The organism is Rouxiella sp. WC2420 (genome assembly GCF_041200025.1).
GTDB lineage: Bacteria > Pseudomonadota > Gammaproteobacteria > Enterobacterales > Enterobacteriaceae > Rouxiella.
Genome location: NZ_CP165628.1, coordinates 4093162 through 4110783, shown reverse-complemented (window position 1 = coordinate 4110783; position 17622 = coordinate 4093162). Strand labels below are relative to the sequence as shown.

General features: G+C 50.1%; 14 protein-coding genes and 1 riboswitch. Of the genes, 10 read left to right on the top strand and 4 right to left on the bottom strand.

Going from position 1 to position 17622, the window contains the following annotated elements:
* Positions 1 to 162: 162 nt before the first annotated feature.
* From AB3G37_RS19045 to cspE, 8 genes are all read left to right on the top strand, one after another.
* Positions 163 to 3285, top strand: coding sequence for a hypothetical protein (locus tag AB3G37_RS19045; protein WP_369788790.1), 3123 nt, complete (start codon positions 163 to 165; stop codon positions 3283 to 3285).
* 59 nt (positions 3286 to 3344) lie between these two features.
* On the top strand, positions 3345 to 4010 hold the full coding sequence (locus AB3G37_RS19040) for a DUF1345 domain-containing protein (protein ID WP_009636918.1): 666 nt from the start codon (positions 3345 to 3347) through the stop codon (positions 4008 to 4010).
* Between the two features lie 99 nt (positions 4011 to 4109).
* Positions 4110 to 5123 (top strand): Ppx/GppA phosphatase family protein, encoded by a 1014-nt coding sequence (locus AB3G37_RS19035; RefSeq protein ID WP_369788789.1) that lies wholly within the window; start codon positions 4110 to 4112, stop codon positions 5121 to 5123.
* A 165-nt stretch (positions 5124 to 5288) separates the two neighbouring features.
* On the top strand, positions 5289 to 6482 hold the full coding sequence (locus tag AB3G37_RS19030) for a serine hydrolase domain-containing protein (RefSeq protein ID WP_369788788.1): 1194 nt from the start codon (positions 5289 to 5291) through the stop codon (positions 6480 to 6482).
* 72 nt (positions 6483 to 6554) lie between these two features.
* Positions 6555 to 8648 (top strand): prolyl oligopeptidase family protein, encoded by a 2094-nt coding sequence (locus AB3G37_RS19025; protein WP_369788787.1) that lies wholly within the window; start codon positions 6555 to 6557, stop codon positions 8646 to 8648.
* Positions 8649 to 8932: 284 nt separating this feature from the next.
* Positions 8933 to 10060, top strand: a complete 1128-nt coding sequence (locus AB3G37_RS19020; protein WP_369790996.1) for an ABC transporter substrate-binding protein — start codon at positions 8933 to 8935, stop codon at positions 10058 to 10060.
* 133 nt (positions 10061 to 10193) lie between these two features.
* Positions 10194 to 10973 (top strand): DUF2076 domain-containing protein, encoded by a 780-nt coding sequence (locus AB3G37_RS19015; RefSeq protein ID WP_369788786.1) that lies wholly within the window; start codon positions 10194 to 10196, stop codon positions 10971 to 10973.
* Between the two features lie 178 nt (positions 10974 to 11151).
* Entirely contained in the window at positions 11152 to 11361 is a 210-nt protein-coding gene (cspE, locus tag AB3G37_RS19010; protein WP_009636912.1) for a transcription antiterminator/RNA stability regulator CspE, read from the top strand.
* 62 nt (positions 11362 to 11423) lie between these two features.
* On the opposite strand, the gene AB3G37_RS19005 is transcribed toward cspE, so the two are convergent.
* The 4 genes from AB3G37_RS19005 to AB3G37_RS18990 all read right to left on the bottom strand — a co-directional run bounded on the left by AB3G37_RS19005 (position 11424) and on the right by AB3G37_RS18990 (position 15425).
* Complete coding sequence (locus AB3G37_RS19005; RefSeq protein ID WP_009636911.1) at positions 11424 to 12635, bottom strand: multidrug effflux MFS transporter; 1212 nt, start codon at positions 12633 to 12635, stop codon at positions 11424 to 11426.
* On the bottom strand, positions 12635 to 13297 hold the full coding sequence (locus AB3G37_RS19000; protein ID WP_009636910.1) for a TetR/AcrR family transcriptional regulator: 663 nt from the start codon (positions 13295 to 13297) through the stop codon (positions 12635 to 12637). Before AB3G37_RS19000 ends, AB3G37_RS19005 begins: the two co-directional genes overlap by 1 nt.
* A gap of 203 nt (positions 13298 to 13500) precedes the next feature.
* Positions 13501 to 13884, bottom strand: a complete 384-nt coding sequence (gene crcB / locus AB3G37_RS18995) for a fluoride efflux transporter CrcB (protein WP_009636909.1) — start codon at positions 13882 to 13884, stop codon at positions 13501 to 13503.
* Between the two features lie 67 nt (positions 13885 to 13951).
* Positions 13952 to 14014: riboswitch (Fluoride riboswitch) on the bottom strand.
* A gap of 67 nt (positions 14015 to 14081) precedes the next feature.
* Entirely contained in the window at positions 14082 to 15425 is a 1344-nt protein-coding gene (locus AB3G37_RS18990) for an aminotransferase class I/II-fold pyridoxal phosphate-dependent enzyme (RefSeq protein WP_369788785.1), read from the bottom strand.
* A gap of 176 nt (positions 15426 to 15601) precedes the next feature.
* On the opposite strand from AB3G37_RS18990, the gene AB3G37_RS18985 reads away from it, so the two are divergent.
* Both AB3G37_RS18985 and AB3G37_RS18980 read left to right on the top strand, forming a co-directional pair.
* Entirely contained in the window at positions 15602 to 16558 is a 957-nt protein-coding gene (locus tag AB3G37_RS18985; protein ID WP_369788784.1) for a nitrate ABC transporter substrate-binding protein, read from the top strand.
* A 42-nt stretch (positions 16559 to 16600) separates the two neighbouring features.
* Complete coding sequence (locus AB3G37_RS18980) at positions 16601 to 17389, top strand: deaminated glutathione amidase (protein ID WP_009636906.1); 789 nt, start codon at positions 16601 to 16603, stop codon at positions 17387 to 17389.
* Positions 17390 to 17622: the final 233 nt, after the last annotated feature.

The window sequence follows — 17622 nt, the reverse complement described above, 5'->3', positions numbered from 1 at the left end:
TCAGTGGCCTTTTTTTATCTCTGCGAGTCATCAAATTCTACTTTTTAATATTTTAAATGATTGATATATGAGGGAATTACATTAGTACAACGAGTAAGGTAACGGCTCTCATCCTGAGTTGAACGGCATTGGCGCCGCTAATCGCTTTACAGAGAGCCTTTCATGTTAAAACCGGTTGCTTCAACGAGTCATGTTATTAATTCCTCAACCGTTCCTGCTACCAACACCATGACAGGAACGTTGCCCACGCCTTTTACATCCGTTGCTTATCAACGAGGCCCCATCGCGAATAGCGCAAAATCGCTAAAGTCGATTTCTGGCAAGTACAAATGCTCGACAAAAATAATTAAACAAAGTATTCGCGATAAAATTGCTGAGATGCCTCGCAGGGTCAGGGAGTCGCGGACTCAATACGCCAGAAGGATTAGCGATAAATTTCCGCAATTAACCCGCATGCAGTTGGCAGATTGCGTCGGTGTTGTGCCTGACACCATCTCTGGCTCTATTTTGTTCAGAGGGGAAACCTTAGGCTACAAGGCGATGAAACATGAGCAAAAAGATAAAGATGAAAGCAAGACGGATTTTGCAGTGCGATTGAAGAAGCTGTATCCGAACTTTTCATATCGGGACTATGCGCAGGTTTCGGGGGCGGTCAATAGCACCTTAGCTGAACACCCCAAATTTCAGACGGTGACCGAAAAGGTTTTATGGGCGCGAAACAGTGTCGAAGCTCAGCGCAGAACCGACAAGGAAGAAACCGTGACTGCCTGGGGGGTACGCCTTTATCGTGAGCATGGGCTGCGATGGGGCGAATGTTCAGCAGTGACCGGCAGGAAAGCTAGCTTGCATCGCAGTGCAGGGCTTAGAGCAGGGGCTAGGCTTGGTGATAGAATGAAAAAGGAACCTATGCCATTGCCGCTTAATCTTGGCGACAAGACTCGGCTTAATTCGCTGCCTGTTGTTACTCCTGAACTTCAGCGGGATCCTGAAGAGCAGGAAAGTCTCGCGATGGGCGCGGTTCAACATGCATTAACTCAGGCTGCCAAGCAGCCAAGCCTCGAAACTGATCAACTTCCAGAGCTTAACGCCGAAGCCTTACTCTTATCCCTGAGTTACGATAAACCTGTTGCGTCGTCAACAGTGCCAAATTTTAATATCAGGCCAAATCTTGTAGAGATAAATAATATCGCTAACTGGATGCTGCGAGCACCGGGAAGCTTCAATAACCAGCTTGGAGATCTGGTCATCCCTCTGTTGCTCAATTCAGGTGAGCTGCCGCCTAACACGGTTATTGCCGTAACGACAAAAGGGGAGGCCACCCATTATTTTCGCGGCGAAAATAGCCCAATCACGTTGCAGGAGGCTATGCATCACGAATATAAAATCGAGTTGCATCGCGTAGTCGGGGAGACTCATGTCGCTACAGGGAGCGCTTCCAATGCCCACTATAATTTGCTGCATAATGGTTTGCTGGTGCCCAATTTCCCGGATGGAGATTGTCTTTATCGTGCCATTTTGCAGCGCAGTCTGCTAATGCCGGGGTATCGTCAACAGCATCAAATACAAAAAAAGATCGCCGAACATGGCGATTTTGGCCCGGAGATTCAATATCTTCGCGATTGTGCAGCAAACGCATTTATTAATTCTCCCGATCGATATCTTGACCTGCTGGATCGGCAAATCCTGGCTGCCGAGTATGCGCAGATTGTAGCAAGACGAGCCGGTATCGATACGCCTGTACGGCTGAGCAATGCATCCTCTATTACTGATGTAGACTCATTAACCAGCAATGTCAGCACACTTTCTCTCAGTGAAGCTGATTCCCCGGCTTCTAATATCAAATCTGGCGCTAAAGGAAAAATCAGGCGTGGAATGACAGGATTGTTACCGAGAATTTTGGCTGATGTACGTGAGGCCGAGCCTGGCCAGCCCGAAATACTGCTTAATAAAATCCGTGATAGTCAGATCGTGGGTCGCGCGGCGTTTGGAGTGATGAGTGGTGAAGCAGAGACTGCCGGAACGCTTGTACTAATGGAGGTTGCCGATATCTTGCTAATCACTTTGGAGAAGTATCCCGAGCTTGCCACAAATGTATTTACGGCCCTGATGCCGGCCAATCTCGAGGAACAGGTCGAATTTATCAATACGTTGCCGCTGATTATGGGGCATCTGGCTGGCTTAAAGGTGACACAGCTGTTTAATCAACTCAGTAAGGACAGTGGTAGAAAAAAGGTGTTGCTGACCTCGCTGCACAAGAAACATATCGCTGACCGCCCTTCCCCGGTGGCTTACATTGGTAGTATGAATTTTTTTCAGCGCATGAATATTGCCTCCAGGCGCATTTCGTTATTGCTACCTAGACCCTCTCAATCGCAGCCCCTGGACGAGGTGATTAATACGCTGATGAAGAAAACTGATCAGATTTTTCTGTTATCAACTGAACAGTTGAAAAGCAGTGGGCTGGTGGAAAAACCTTCTTTTATGCGCCGCGTCAGATCCTCCCTGAGTCATCATAAGCCAAAAGAGGTCACTCCGCAGACTTCGCCGCTGGAGAACGTTGATGCCGACAAGTTAGTGGTGACGGGCGATATTCTGCGGCAGGCGTTAGAAACTGATAGCCGAAGTGTCGAGCGTTTTGAAAATCAACGTAACAGACTACGTGAAATCTATTATCAAAGCAGGGCGCAGATGGACGAGCGCGCTTCACAGAGTCTGCGCGCTTCTACTTCGTCAGCGGGACGGGTGGCTGGGGGATTATTAATGCAAAACGAAGGGTTAAGAAGGGAGAGCAACGCGGAAAGGGAAGAGCGCGATGCCCTCTATGATGCGCAAAAAAATGTATCGCGTGCAGAGCGTGATTATCATAATGATTTTCTGGGTCGGCAAGCCCCGAATCTGATACCGGTTGCAGCACAGCTGGCGATACATGTCCCGTCCTCGTCTAAGACATCTGTACCGCTGCCCCAGCATCCTTTTTCTATTCCGGCGCAAATAGTTGAAAATAATGAAGACATTCCATTTAATTTGTCGGAGTTTGAAAACTATCTGACCCAGGTTGAGGCGCAGTTTGGGATCGATGTAGAGGCTTTTGATCCGCAAATTTTCGAACAGCAAGTTGATAGATTAATGGAACAGTATCTGGAAGAAGATGGAATTGAAGTCAATCAGGCTCTTCCCGCTGTTCCGCTTTATGAGCCGCTGATGGAGATTAATATGCCTGATAGTGAGGCAGATTTATTACAGGCCCGTCACCAACGAACCCGAGAGGCGTTGTTGAAGGATTGATTTTCTTTTGCCGATAGCCGTCTACAGTTAAATTAACTCTAATTAATAACTGGCGAAAAATGAATTTACTGCATCCGCTCCAGCATTATTACCATTCCCGCCCAAGGCTGCTTGTCGCCCTGATATTGGCAATTGTCAGCTTCTTTCTTTTACCTGGCAATCAGCCGCTACTGCAGCGGCTGCTATTAAGCTGGAACGTGCTGGCCTGGCTGTATCTCGTGTTTCTGTGGTGGATGATGCTCAGAACCCCCGCCGAGGGTATCGCAAACATAGCGCGTCGGCAGGATGAAAGCGCAAAAACCGTACTGGCACTAGTCTGCGTGGCCTGTCTGGTGAGTATTTTGGCTATTCTATTTGAACTTGGCGCGGTAAAAAATCTGACCGGAGCCAGCAAGATTGAGCATATTACGCTGACCGCCGCCACGCTGGTGGTGTCGTGGCTATTACTCCCCACGGCCTTCACTATGCACTATGCGCACATGCACTATCTCCACAGCAACGGAGAAGAAAAGGTGCTGCTTTTCCCGGATAAAATCAAGCTGCCGGGATACTGGGATTTTGCCTATTACTCTTTCACCATCGCAGTTGCCGCGCAAACTGCTGACGTCGGCACGGGCAATACTGTGGTCAGGAAAATCTCGCTGCTACAGGCGGTTTTATCATTCATTTTTAATCTGGCGATCCTGGGACTTTCGATCAACGTCGGAGCGGGTCTAATGAGTTAATATTGCCTGATTGAAAAGATTCCGCTTGAAATTCAAGCTTTAAAAAAGGTATTTCTATTTATCTTTATTTTTTTCAGCGTATTTCAAGGCAGGGAAAGAATGAATCTTTGGGTTAAACACACCGTCGCGATTTTGCTGCTGGGATTTACCGTACAGGCGCTGGCAAAAAACTGTATTGAGGTGCGAGCCGGGATTGATATGGGTTCAGGTACCACAAAAATTCAGGTCAGCGAGGTCAATATTTGCACCAAAACCTTGGGTAAATTGCTGTTCTCGCAGGATAAGCCGATAGGTTTCAACGAAGATCTGGCAGAGTCGACAAACAATCAGCTGAGTCCGGCAATTGAACAGCAGGGCGCTGCGGCTTTAAAAGAGCTGGTTTCTGCGGCACAAAAATATCATCCAGTGCGCATCACTGGCGTAGCGACCGCGGTATTTAGAACGGCTGCCAACGGCCCGCAGGTGATTAAGCAATTTAATAAACAGGCGCATATTTCGCTGCGGGTGATTTCGCAGGCTCAGGAAGCGCAGCTGGGTTTCCTGTCGGCCAAGGCCGCGCTGAACAATCCTAAAATCAAGGATACTGACCTGCTGGTGTGGGATATTGGTGGTGGATCGATGCAGATGACGACCTATCAGCAGAAGAACGGCGTTAAAATGCCGGAGATTTATCTGGGAAAACTCGCCTCGGTCAGCCTGAAAGACATGGTGATTCAAGTGCTGATGGACAAAGATCTTAAGCAGGTAAATTCGCCGAACCCGCTAGGCCCGCTAGCGGCCGAGATTCTGCGGTTTGTGAATTTTTATGCTCGTACCCACGTTAATCCACAAATCGTTCAGGCGGCAAAAAGTAAAAAAGTTATTGGAATCGGTGGGGTACACGGCTATTCGATTAAAGATCAGCTGCATCCGACAAATAATCAGTACACGGTAGCCGACTTGCAACGAGTGGCGAAAGATAAAGTTAAACTGTCAGATGCTCAGTTGTCCGGCGATTACCGCGCGACTGATGTGACTAATCTTTTGCTGGTGGAAGGCTTTATGCAGGCGCTGAATATTTCAGACGTCACCATAGTGAAGGCCAATCTGATTCAGGGTATTTTGCTGCAATAACAACTCCTCCGAACGGCAAAATGTTTGCCGTCCGTTTATCCCCCTCTCTTCTGTGGGGTATTAATCACAGGCACAAGATTAGTGATAACAATATTTCGCGCAATCAGCTTTTGGCTGTTGTGCATAGTGATTAGTTTTTGCAGCGGCTGCAGTACCTTATCCAAAATGAAAACTGACCCGACCTCGGCCCAGGGATTGCGGCTGGCCCACACCGGCAATCTGGATGCTGAAGTCAACGAGTTGGCACAACCGCTTGTTGATCAACACCAAACGCCGGGTTTAGTGGTTGGCATCCTTTTCCCTGACGGGCAGACCCACGTTTACAGTTATGGCGTGACTGGCCAGGCCGATGGCGGCAAAGTAGGCGGTTCGACGCTGTTTGCCGTGGCCTCGGTCAGCAAAGGATTTTTGGCGGAAATCACCACGCTGATGGTACAGAAGGGCACATTAAGGTGGGATGAAACGCTGGTTACGCTGCTGCCTCGCGGCACACCGCTGAGCCCGGATGCGCGCAAGATTACTCTGCTGCAGTTGGTGACTCATACTTCGGGATTGCCGCGCCAGATGATGACCATTGAGATGCTGGGCGGACTGGTGCAGTATCTGTTTACCGGCGACAATTTCTATCATGCTCTCGACCGGCGGAGTCTGGTGGACTATCTCGCCAGCTACAGCGCGCCTGCCGACAAATCCCCGCGCTATTCAAATATTGGTTACGGCCTGCTCGATTATATTCTGGAACTTCGCAGCGGTAAGCCCGTTCAGGCGCTGCTGGTGGAGAATATTACCGGGCCGCTGCGGCTGTCGCACACCGGCTATCAACCGATTTTATTACCGGGTTATGCGCAGCGGGCAATGGGCCACGCAGGCGATCAGCCAAAGTTTATCCGTCGCGGTAGCCCAGTTCCCGACTGGCATTTTTCCTCATTGATGGTGGGTGCCGCAGGGCTGTATACCAATGCCAATGACCTGCTTGTCTACGCCTGCGCGCATCTTCATGCCACCGGTTTTCCGGCACTGGATGATGCTTTGCACGACTCTCTTCGCGTTCGCTACCGGCGCAACAGCGAGGCGGCGGCCAGCGGCTGGATTGTAGATCAGGTAGGCACGCAAACTATTACCTATCAGGTTGGATTTATCGGCGGTTTCTCAAGCTATATCGGTCTCGACACCCGCCATAAAACCGCCGTTGTCGTGCTGCAAAACAGCTTTAACTGGACCAATAATATCGGCCATAAAGTTTTGCAAAGAATGGGCGAGGCCATGGATGCCAAAAGCGACTATGATGAAAACGGTAAGGTAGAAAGAGGATGCTACCAGGGCAAGGCATTGAATCATGTGATCTTCCCTGTTTATTGATTGCAGTGGCTTTGATTGGAACGCTTTCATCAGATTGCTTATATTTGCTAAAAACACGCAGGAGCAGGTTTTATGTCATCAGGCACTTTTACGTCATCAAATTCAGAGGATTTCCAGCAAGCCGCGGACGATTTTGTCTGGCTGGAAGAGATCAATGGCGAAACTGCCGTAGATTGGGCCATTCAGCAAAGTCAGCAAACTCGCCGTGAATTTGCCGAGAGCGATCGATTTGAAACCATCCGCAGCGATGTATTTGACTGTCTGAATGCTTCGACGCAAATCCCGATGGTCAACAAATGCGGGCACTATTTTTACAACTTCTGGCAGGATGAAAAAAATCCGCGTGGCCTGCTGCGTCGTACCAGTTTTGCCTCTTATCGTACAGAGTCACCCGTTTGGGAAACCGTGCTGGACATCGATGCTTTGGGCGCGGCAGAAGGCACCGACTGGGTTTATCACGGCATTCAGACTCTTGCGCCAGAGTATCGGCGCGGGCTGTTGCATCTCTCTCCCGACGGAGGAGATGCCTCGGCAATTCGCGAATTTGATTTAACTACGCTGAGTTTTGTCGAGGACGGTTTTAACCTGCCGTCGGCTAAAAGCCGCGTAACGTGGATTGACCACGACCGTTTGTTTATCGCTACCGATTTCGGTCCGGGTTCAATGACTACCTCGGGTTATCCGCGTATTGCCAAAATCTGGCAGCGTGGGACGCCCCTCGAAAGTGCGATAACCCAGTTCAGCGCCGAGCCTACCGATATGTCGGTAATGATCGTGCGCGATGACACGCCGGGCTATGAACGTAATTTCGTCGGCAGAACCCTTGATTTTTATCATCGCGAAGTCTTTCTGCTCGACGAAACTCAGCAGGAACAAGAGAAAAAGCTGCTGCCGCTCGAGATCCCGCAAGACGCCCGTTTCAGTACCTGGAGGCAGTGGCTGTTGCTTTCTCTGTCATCAGAATGGACTGTCGGCGAGGAAACCTATTCTTCCGGCAGCTTGCTGGTTACTGAATTCGACCGCTTTATGGCGGGCGATCGCAAGTTCAAGACCCTGTTTACGCCGGGTGAGACCACGACGCTGTCAAACTTCTCGATGACCCGTGATTATCTGATCCTCAGCATTATGGACAACGTGGTCAATCGTCTGGAAGTGCTGAAATCCGAGGCCGGACTTTGGACCCGTCAGGGGCTGGGCGATGCGCCGGAGCTTAGCAAAATCAGTGCCTCGGGCATCGATGAAGACACCAACGAGTACTTTATGACGGTGACCGGTTTCTTGCAGCCGACCTCGCTGTATTACGGCGTGCTGGGTGAGCAGCACGGGAAGGCCGCGGAGATAATCAAGCAGGCACCGAGCTATTTTGATGCGTCGAAGTATCAGGTAGCACAGCATTTTGCCGCCTCGGATGACGGCACGGCGGTCCCGTATTTTGCCATCTCGGCCAAAGACATGGTGCTGGATGGCAGCAATCCGACTCTGCTGTATGGCTATGGCGGTTTCCAGGTTTCTCTCGATCCTTACTACCTCGGCGTGACCGGCACTGCGTGGCTCGAACGCGGCGGGGTGTTTGTGATTGCCAATATTCGCGGCGGTGGAGAATTTGGCCCGCGCTGGCATCAGGCTGCATTGAAAGAGAAACGCCTGCGCGCCTATGAGGATTTTTCTTCGGTAGCTAAAGACTTGATTACTCGTAAAATTACCTCAGCGGCGCATCTCGCGGCACAGGGCGGCAGCAACGGCGGCCTGTTAGTCGGCAATATGTTGACACTTTATCCTGAGCTGTTTGGGGCGATTGTCTGCGAGGTGCCATTGCTGGACATGCTGCGTTATACACAAATTTCTGCCGGTGCCTCATGGATTGCCGAGTATGGCGATCCGCAGAAACCGGAAGAGTGGGCGTTTATTAAAGCGTTTTCGCCGTATCAGAATATCGATCCGCTAAAAACCTATCCTCCGGTGTTGTTCACTACTGCGACCAGCGATGACCGCGTGGGTCCAGGGCACGCCAGAAAGATGGCCGCTAAAATGCAGCAATCTGGCATCGAGAATGTTTATTTTTACGAAAACACCGAGGGGGGCCACAGTGCTGCGGCAGACAAAGCGCAAAACGCCTTCAAGCGTGCGTTGGTCAGCGAGTTCTTATGGCGCTATCTCGGAGAGTAAAAACACTTAATTGTTTCCGAAAGGGTGTTTTTAATCAAAACTGGCGCGAAATCTCGCGTCAGTTCTTTTTCTGCAATCACAAAATTATGTTGTTTAATCAGGCTAACTTCATGAATTTAATTGTTTTATGAATTTGTGGGACTTGCCAGTCAGTTTGACTTTTCCTAAAAACATTGCCCGCAACGCCGTTAAATGGTTATTATTTGCACCTGTTTGATAATGGTTATCAGAATCATTTCTATTTGTAAATCAACTGCCTGGATACCTTTATTTTGAATAAAATCCTGCTTAACAATGCCACACGCGTACTTGCCGCAGCGGGCCTGATGGCGGCTTCTTTCGCCTCCTTTGCCACGACTTACCCGCTGACTGTTACCGATCTTTCGGGCCAGAAAATCACCATTAATAAAGAGCCTGAGCGGGTCATCGTGCAGGATGGCCGTGACATTTTGTCGTTGGCGTTGTTGGATAAAAGCGATCCTTTCAAGCGCGTAGTGGCGTGGAATAACCTGCTGAAAACAACCGATGCCGGTACCTGGGATATGCTGAAAGGCAAATGGCCTGAATCGACCAAAATCCTCGACATGGGCTTTAGCGACCAGGGGCAGGTTGATTTAGAAACGGTGATTGCCAAGCATCCTGATCTGATGATTGCCCAGCTGCGGGCGAAAAAGTCACTGCAACAGGGCGGGGTGATCGACAAGCTGAATGCCTTGCATATCCCAATCGTTTTCGTTGATTACGATATCAACCCAGCCCAAGACACTGCGCCAAGTATCGAGCTTTTAGGTAAGGTATTGAATCAGGAGAAGAATGCTTCTGCCTATACCACTTTCTATAAAGCGCATTATCAACACATTCAGGATGCAATTGCTGCAATCAAAGACCGTCCTAACGTGTTTATCGAACCGCTGGCGGGTCGTTCCGACTCTTGCTGTTTTACTCATGGTGAAACCGGCTGGGGGAAACTGATTGAAGCGGTCGGTGCGAAGAATATCGGTTCAGCGCTGCTGCCGGGTGCAACCGGTGAAGTCGCGCTGGAAAAAGTGATCAGCATGAAACCTGACGTCTATATCTTTACCGGCTCTATCCATCCGGGCAAAGGCCAGACGACCATGATGCCGTTTGGCTACTCCGCAACTCAGGCTGAGGTCGATAAGGAAGCTAAAGTGTTGACCTCGCGCACCGGTGTAGCACAGGTTCCAGCAGTTATGGACCAGCGCGTTTATGCAATTTATCATCAGTTCTATAACCATCCGTACAATATTGTCGGCATGGAATATCTGGCAAAAGATATTTATCCGCAGCAGTTTAAAGATTTGGATCCGTCCAAGACTTACCATGAAATTGTGCGTAATTTCACCCAGTTGCCGGACAAGAACTTTATCTTCGGCTGGCAGCCGAAGAAATAACCGTACACAACTTTACGCCGATCACATTTGTTGACACTCAGTTAATTCATAGATGAAACTATTTGTATTAGTGTGAGTGTCAACTTGGCCATGCTTTCGCGTGGCCAGTAATAAACAGTGATAAGGTGATTCTATGCAATCCGAAGAACAGCGTTTGATTGAAGGGCTATTCAGCCGTTTACAACAGGCAGAATCCAATACCGCACCGCGTGACGCTGAGGCTGAGCGCCTCATTCAGTCTTGTGTGAGCAAGCAGCCTTCCGCGCCTTATTACATGGCGCAGTCCATGATCATTCAAGAAGCCGCGCTCAAGCGAATGAATGCTCAGGTTCAGGAATTGCAACAGCAGGTTGCGCAGCTGCAAAGTCAGGCTCAGAACAGTAAACCGCAAAGTACTGGCTTCCTGGCTGGACTGTTTGGCGGTGGTAACAGCCAGCCGCAAAATAGCCAATCTTCCGGTAATGCGCCCATTCCAGGCACCCAGAATAACGGCTGGGGTAACAATGCTGCACCGCAACAGCCGGCATATCAGCAAGCACCTCAACAACCGGCATACCAGCAGGCCCCTGCTGCGCCAATCGGTTCTGGCTTTATCGGTGGCGCATTGAAAACTGCCGCAGGTGTCGCGGGTGGGGTAGTGCTGGCAGACATGCTGACCGGCATGTTCCATCACAGCCAGCCTTCAGAAATCGTCAACATCGTTGAAGATAACTCGGTAAACAACACGACCGAGAATTTCAACCCGGCAACCGATCCGTTGTTGAGCGGCGACAATTCCTGGGATAACCCGGTGTATAACAACGATAATGACAACAGCAATAGCAGTGACAATACTTATTCAGGCTTCCTGAATGACTCTGATGACAGCTTCTTTGGCGGGAATAACGACGACGACGACGATTCATTTTTCTAAAAAATGAAGCCTTGGCGCTCGGTAAAATTGGCATTGCACAATATTTATGTTTGTTCAAAATCGAAGAGTGAGAACTTTATCGCTTTTTGCAATCGGATTTCTGGACAAAACTTAAATCTATTGCTGTACTGTCAATGACACACTTTTTGTGTTTTACATTCACGTTAAGGTAAGTTTGATGTCTAAGATTAAAGGTAGCGTTAAGTGGTTCAATGAATCAAAAGGTTTTGGTTTCATTACCCCTGAAGATGGCAGCAAAGATGTTTTCGTTCATTTCTCTGCTATTTCAAGCAACGGTTTCAAGACCCTTGCTGAAGGCCAGCGTGTAGAGTTCGAAATCACCAATGGCGCCAAAGGCCCGTCGGCTGCTAACGTTATCGCTATCTAACTTTAGCCGAATTCTAAAAAACCCGCAGATGCGGGTTTTTTTTTGCCTGTTGCTCAGATATCTCAAGTTTGGGGAATCAGGCTTTTTCGGAATGTCGGACGGGCCAGGAATACAAACATCAGGATTGCGATAAAGAAGCAGCCGCAAATGGTCAGCCCCATCGACAGCGCCGAGGTGCCGCCGATACCGGTAAACGGTACGGCGATTGCGCCTAGAGCAAACATGCAAACACCGAGCAAGGCAGAGGCACTTCCCGCATTACGACCTTGGCTTTGCATCGCCAGAGAACCGGCGTTAGGTCCAATAATCCCGATATTCATGATTGAGAAGAACAGCGGAACCAGCAGGGCAACCAGCGGTGCATGCACCATCCCGGCAATAACCAGCGCGACTGATGCAACCGCGGCAATACAAAGGCCAATCTTCACCATCATTAGCTCGCCCCACACCGCCGCAAGGCGAGTAGAAATCTGTGCGGCAATCACCAGCCCCATACCGTTTATGGCAAAACACAGGCTGAAGGCTATTGGGCTAAGGCTGTAAATCTGCTGAAGTACAAACGGCGATGCGCCAATGTAAGAAAACATTCCGGCCATAACAAAGCCCTGAGTCAGGCACAGCCCCATAAACTGACGTTCACTTAACAGCATCATTAATGATTTCAGCATCGCTCCGGCACCCCCTGAAGATCGCCGTTCTACGGGGAGGGTTTCGTGCAATTTTGCGTAGGATGCAATAAACAGCATCACTGAAATGACTGCCAATGCGCCGAAAATTCCGCGCCAGCTGAGGAAAGTCAGCAATCCGCCACCAAGAACGGGGGCAATGATTGGTGCCAATCCATTAACCAGCATCAGCAAACCGAAGAACTTAGTCAGTTCGTGTCCGCTATACAGGTCACGCGCCACCGCACGAGACAATACTGCGCCACCCGCTCCGGCAATGCCCTGCAGCAGACGGGCAATAATCAGCTGGTCGATGTTAGGTGCCAGCGCACACCACAGTGATGCGGCCAATAGCAGAAACAGAGAAAATAACAGCGGCCGAATACGACCAAAACGGTCACTCAGCGGACCAAAAATTAGCTGACCCGCGCCTAACCCCAGCAGTCCGGTGGTGAGGCTAAGCTGGCTGGTTGCAGTAGTAGTATCTAATTCATGCGCCAAAGTGGGCAGAGCCGGTAGATAAAGATCGGTACAAAGGGGTCCAAGTGCCGCCAGTGACCCCAAAACCAAGGCATAGCCTAGGCGCTTGTTTACCAAATGATCGCTCATTAATTTTCCGCTGTGTTTGAAGGAGAATAGTCATTAAAGACTTTGCAAAATAATTGATTATAAATAGATTTTAATATTTCCGAGTCAGCGTGCTTATGCGTTAATCGACGAAATGCCGTGCCCTCGCATAATACTGCCATCATTTCCAGACGCGCCGTGAGTTCTTGTTCACTCATGTCGGGATAATAAGGCGTCATCATCGCCTTGGCTTCATTAAACAATTTTGCTTCGGCATCTCGTAGAATTTTAGCGACAACCTGATTGCGTGTGGCCTCAGCCGTTACTTCCAGCATCAGAGCGTGATCGATTTCGTTCTGCTCCGGGCTAAGTTCCGGGCAATCACCGAACTGACTGTGGTCAATGTTTTGAACACCAATCACTCGATACGCCAAGTTACTCGCCATTTGTTTCAGGTTGTGCGCGCCACCGGTCATGATTTGTATTTTTTTGAAGACGATACGCCGTACTATTTCTTCAATAATGGCGTCTTTGTTTACGAAATAACGGTAGATTTGGCCCACGCTGAGTTGTGACATCTTAGCTATCTCAGCCATGCCTGCACCGTGAAATCCGTGCTTGCGAAAACAAAGTCGTGAAGCGGCGACGATCTGGTCCCTGCGCGCACAAACGCGTTGATCTTTAGTTTGGTTAGCGGGATGCATAGTGGCACCTGACAAGTAAAAAATAGCTTCTTGTCTCAAAATCAATAGGTTAACTATGAATATAAGCTTGAGATTAGAAGTGTGAACGTTCATTCTCAATTATAGGGAAGATAGAAGGTAAGGTAAATATTTGTATTATAAATGTAGCAAAAAGAGCTGCGATCGATTGACAGCAGCTCTTTTATATAAGGTTTACGCTAAGACTAGTGTGCGCTGTACCAACTCACCAGCATAAACCCGAGCATGGTCATAGCTATCGAGCCGATAAGGTTGAGGGCGATATTTAACAGCGCAGCGCCGAAGCGGCCGTCTTGCAACATATACACTACTTCCAGCGAGAAGGTCGAGAAGGTGGTCAAGCCGCCGCACAAACCGGTGGTGAGCAGCATTTTCCACACTGGATCCCACTGAGTCATGCGGTTAAACAGGGCGATCATCAGGCCGATAATCAACGCCCCGGTTAGATTCACGACTAGCGTCCCAATGGGGATTAGCGAGCTGGTCGGATTTAATTTCAGGCTGATATACCAGCGCGACACGCTGCCCACGCCGCCGCCAATGAAAACTGCCAGGAGGGTATTAAACATAAATGCCTTTCAATATAGGAGTTAAAGTTTAGAAAGGTTCCGGCGTCATGCTACGAACCTCTCGCGAGATTGCGTAGACATCATTAGCCGGTCAGGGCGGTTTGGGAGGAATGTCATCTCCAGAAAACGGCACGCCAGACAGCGCGCCGCAGTGATTTTAGCGAAATCGAGTCTCAATTTGTAGTGTTATCTGGCCTCTATCCCATCGCTAACAGAATCGCATCGGCGATAGTTTCAACCTGCTCAAGACGCATCAGGCTAGTGCTGGCGCGAATAAACTGCCCCGGTCCAATGCGACTCCGCTCGCCGGGCAACACGGCAATACCGCGTGCCGCCAGAGTGACCAGCGCAAACTGTTCGGAAGGCACGGGGATCAGCACTGATAATCCCTCGCGCGTTGGCAGGTGAATACCGCGCACCGCCAGCGCATCGACCAGTGCCTGACGTCGCTCGGCGTAGACTCTTTTCGCCTCAACAATACCTGCTTGCGTCACCGGATCGTTAATCAACCACGCCAGTGCGTGTTGCAAGATGCGGCTCGACCACCCTGCACCGAAATTGCGGAACGATTTGATTTGTTTGATTAAATCATGAGAGCTGGAAATAACCGCCATCCGCAGGTCAGGCCCATAGGCCTTGGAATAGGAGCGTACATGCACCGTGCGTTTTGGCAGATAAGTGCCGAGGCTCAAAGGCTCGGTACTGGCCAGTTCACCAATGCCATCGTCTTCGATAATCAGGGCCTGACTACTGCGCAAAATCTCCGCCATTTCCGCCATACGCTCGGAGTTAACGATATGTCCGCAGTGAGAATGGGTGCGCGGCTGGTAGATAAAAGCAGCCGGATTCTTGCCTAACGCCAGCTGCAATGATTCGGGAATGGGACCAAACTCATCGCATTTTACTGCAATGACCTGCGCACCAATATTATCCAGCATGTCCAGCAAGCGCGTAGCCGTTGGGTCTTCGATAGCCACCACTGAGCCTTGCATGATCAGCGTTTGCAGCGTGAGATTCATGGCATCAAAACCGCCGTCGGCAGCCATAAATGCGTCTGCCGCATAGGGCCAACTGGGTAAAACCGCATCAACCAATACCTGCGAGATAGCCTCGCGTTGATAACTGTTAAGATTTTCGGCTTCTACGCTGCTCAACAGCGCCTGATTGAGACGTGGCAAAAGCTCGGGATCGGGGGAGGCCAGCGTCATATCGGCCATGATATGGTCGCCAAAATTGCCGATTTTTTCGAATCTTGCCGGGCGCGGAGAAAGAGTATCGCCGCAGACCCAGACACCGTTACGGCCTCGGCCAGCGATGACTTTTTGTCTTCTGAGCTGTCCCCAGGCGGCGGAAACGGTAGCCGGGCTGACCCCAAGTGTTTGGGCGAGTTCACGTACTGCAGGCAAATGGGTGCCAATCTCGATAACGCCTGAGCGGATCATGGCGGCGGTTTCAATCGCGATGCCGCGCATGGAGCGGTCCTGCAAATGGCCAGCGAACCACTCAGCATCAAGCGTTTTTTCTTTCAGGGTTTCACCCATCAAATCACCTTTTGTTCAGTAACAAAGATTCTATTGTACATATTAATTTATGCTATTAGTATCAAACTTAGTCAACGGAGGCGATAAAATAATCACATCTAGATGAATGTGATCACTCTCCGCTCGGGCATGCAGTATTTGTGAAGATGCAATTTTGCAGACATAAGGGGAAAAACGTGGCGATTACTATCAGGCTGGCCGTTCGTGACTGGGATTATTTTACGCCGCTGGCGTTGGGCGATATCAAACCTGAAGGCTTCAATCTCGAGATTGAACGCATCGGGACGCTGGTGGGTGATTTAGGCACCAGCGACAAATACGACGCCGCTGAGATCTCCTTCAGCCGTTACGCACAGGGCCGCGCCAAGGGCGAAGATGACGTGTTTGCCGTGCCGCATTTTCTGATGCGTGGTTTCCGTCAGCGCTGCATTATCACCCGTGATGACAGCCCGTTGACCAAAATTTCCGAGCTGGCGGGTAAACGCATTGGCGTGACCGGTTGGCAAGATTCGGGCAATACCTGGACCCGCACCGTGCTGGGCGTAGACGGCGTGGGTATTGACGATGCTTATTGGTGTGCCGGCCGACTGACCGAGGCACACCCGATTGTCGATCGCCTTAACGGCTTCGGTCGCGAAGGGCGTATCGAAGCCTGTCCGGGCGAACGTCCGATGATGGATCTGTTGAAAGAAGGCTGGCTGGACGCGGTGTTCACGCCGTTTATGCCTGAAGGTTTCTTCAAGCCGGGCTCAGGTTTCCGCCAGTTACAGCCTGATTTCCGCCAGTCAGAGCTCGAATATTTTAATCGCGTTGGTTACGTTCCCGGCATGCACATCCTGGCTATCAAGTCCGATGTCGCCGCCGAGCACCCGTGGTTGGCCGCAGCATTGAGCGAAATTATCGACAAGTCTTATCAGGTTTGGATGGACAAGCGGGCGAAATATGCCGATACCACACCGTGGTTGCTGGATGATATTCGTCGCACTGTGGTGGATTTGCCAGTGACCTGGAATGACAACGGCTTTGAGCAAAACAAAAAAATGATCGACGATTTTGCTAATGAGCTTTATGTTCAGAAGATCACTGCAGTGCGTTTGACGCCAGCGGATCTCTTCCCGGCTTACGCCAAATAACCTGAGCAGGCCGTTTTAACCCTATAGGGCAGAGGAATTAGAATGAAAGTTGCAATGGGCCAATTTGCCGTTTCCCGCGAGTGGGAAACAAACGTCGAAACTTGCCTGACACTGATGGAAAAATCGCTGGAGGCTGGTGCCGATCTGCTGGTTTTGCCGGAAGGTATTTTGGCGCGTGATATCACCGATCCAGATTTGGTACTGAAAGCCGCACAGCCGCTCGACGGCCCGTTTGTCAGCAAACTCGTCGCCGCCAGTAAAGGCAATCAGTTGACCACCATGATGAGCATCCACACTCCGGCTCCAGATGGTCGTGCATGGAACGTATTGATTTCTATCCGTAATGGCGAAATTATTTCTGAATACCGCAAACTTCACCTGTACGATGCTTTTGCCAACAAAGAGTCAAAAAACGTCACTCCGGGCACTGAAGTGCCGCCGCTGGTCGAGGTGGCAGGCTATAAAATTGGCCTGATGACTTGTTATGACGTGCGTTTCCCCGAGCTGGCGCGTCGTCTGGTTCTTGACGGTGCCGAAGTGCTGGTTCTGCCTGCGGCCTGGGTTAAAGGTCCGCTGAAAGAAATGCATTGGGAAGTCTTGGTCACAGCTCGCGCGCTGGAGAACACCAGCTATATCGTGGCAGTCGGCGAGTGCGGCGAACGTAATATCGGTAACAGCATGGTGGTTGACCCACTGGGTGTGGCGATTGCTCGTGCCGCCGAAGCGCCAGCACTCGTGTTTGCCGATATCAATCGCGATCGTTTGGCCTACGCTCGTAAAGCGTTGCCAGTACTTGAAAATCGCTGCTTTGGTGTTCCGCAGTTGAAATAGTTTTGGCGTTCAGCAAATGAAATAATCTAAAGATACTTCGCCATGGCGATGCAATAAATAAGTAAACCGTTTAACTGAAAACAGTTTGCTCAAAGATAGCGGGTCGTTGGCGTCAACCTAACGATAGCGGCCAGCTAAGCAGCAAGAGTGCGAACCAACACCAGGGAGCACTTTCTAAAAGCCACGATATCAGCGCCGGAAATTGTGGTTAAAAAACTCTAAGGCGCCCAGGA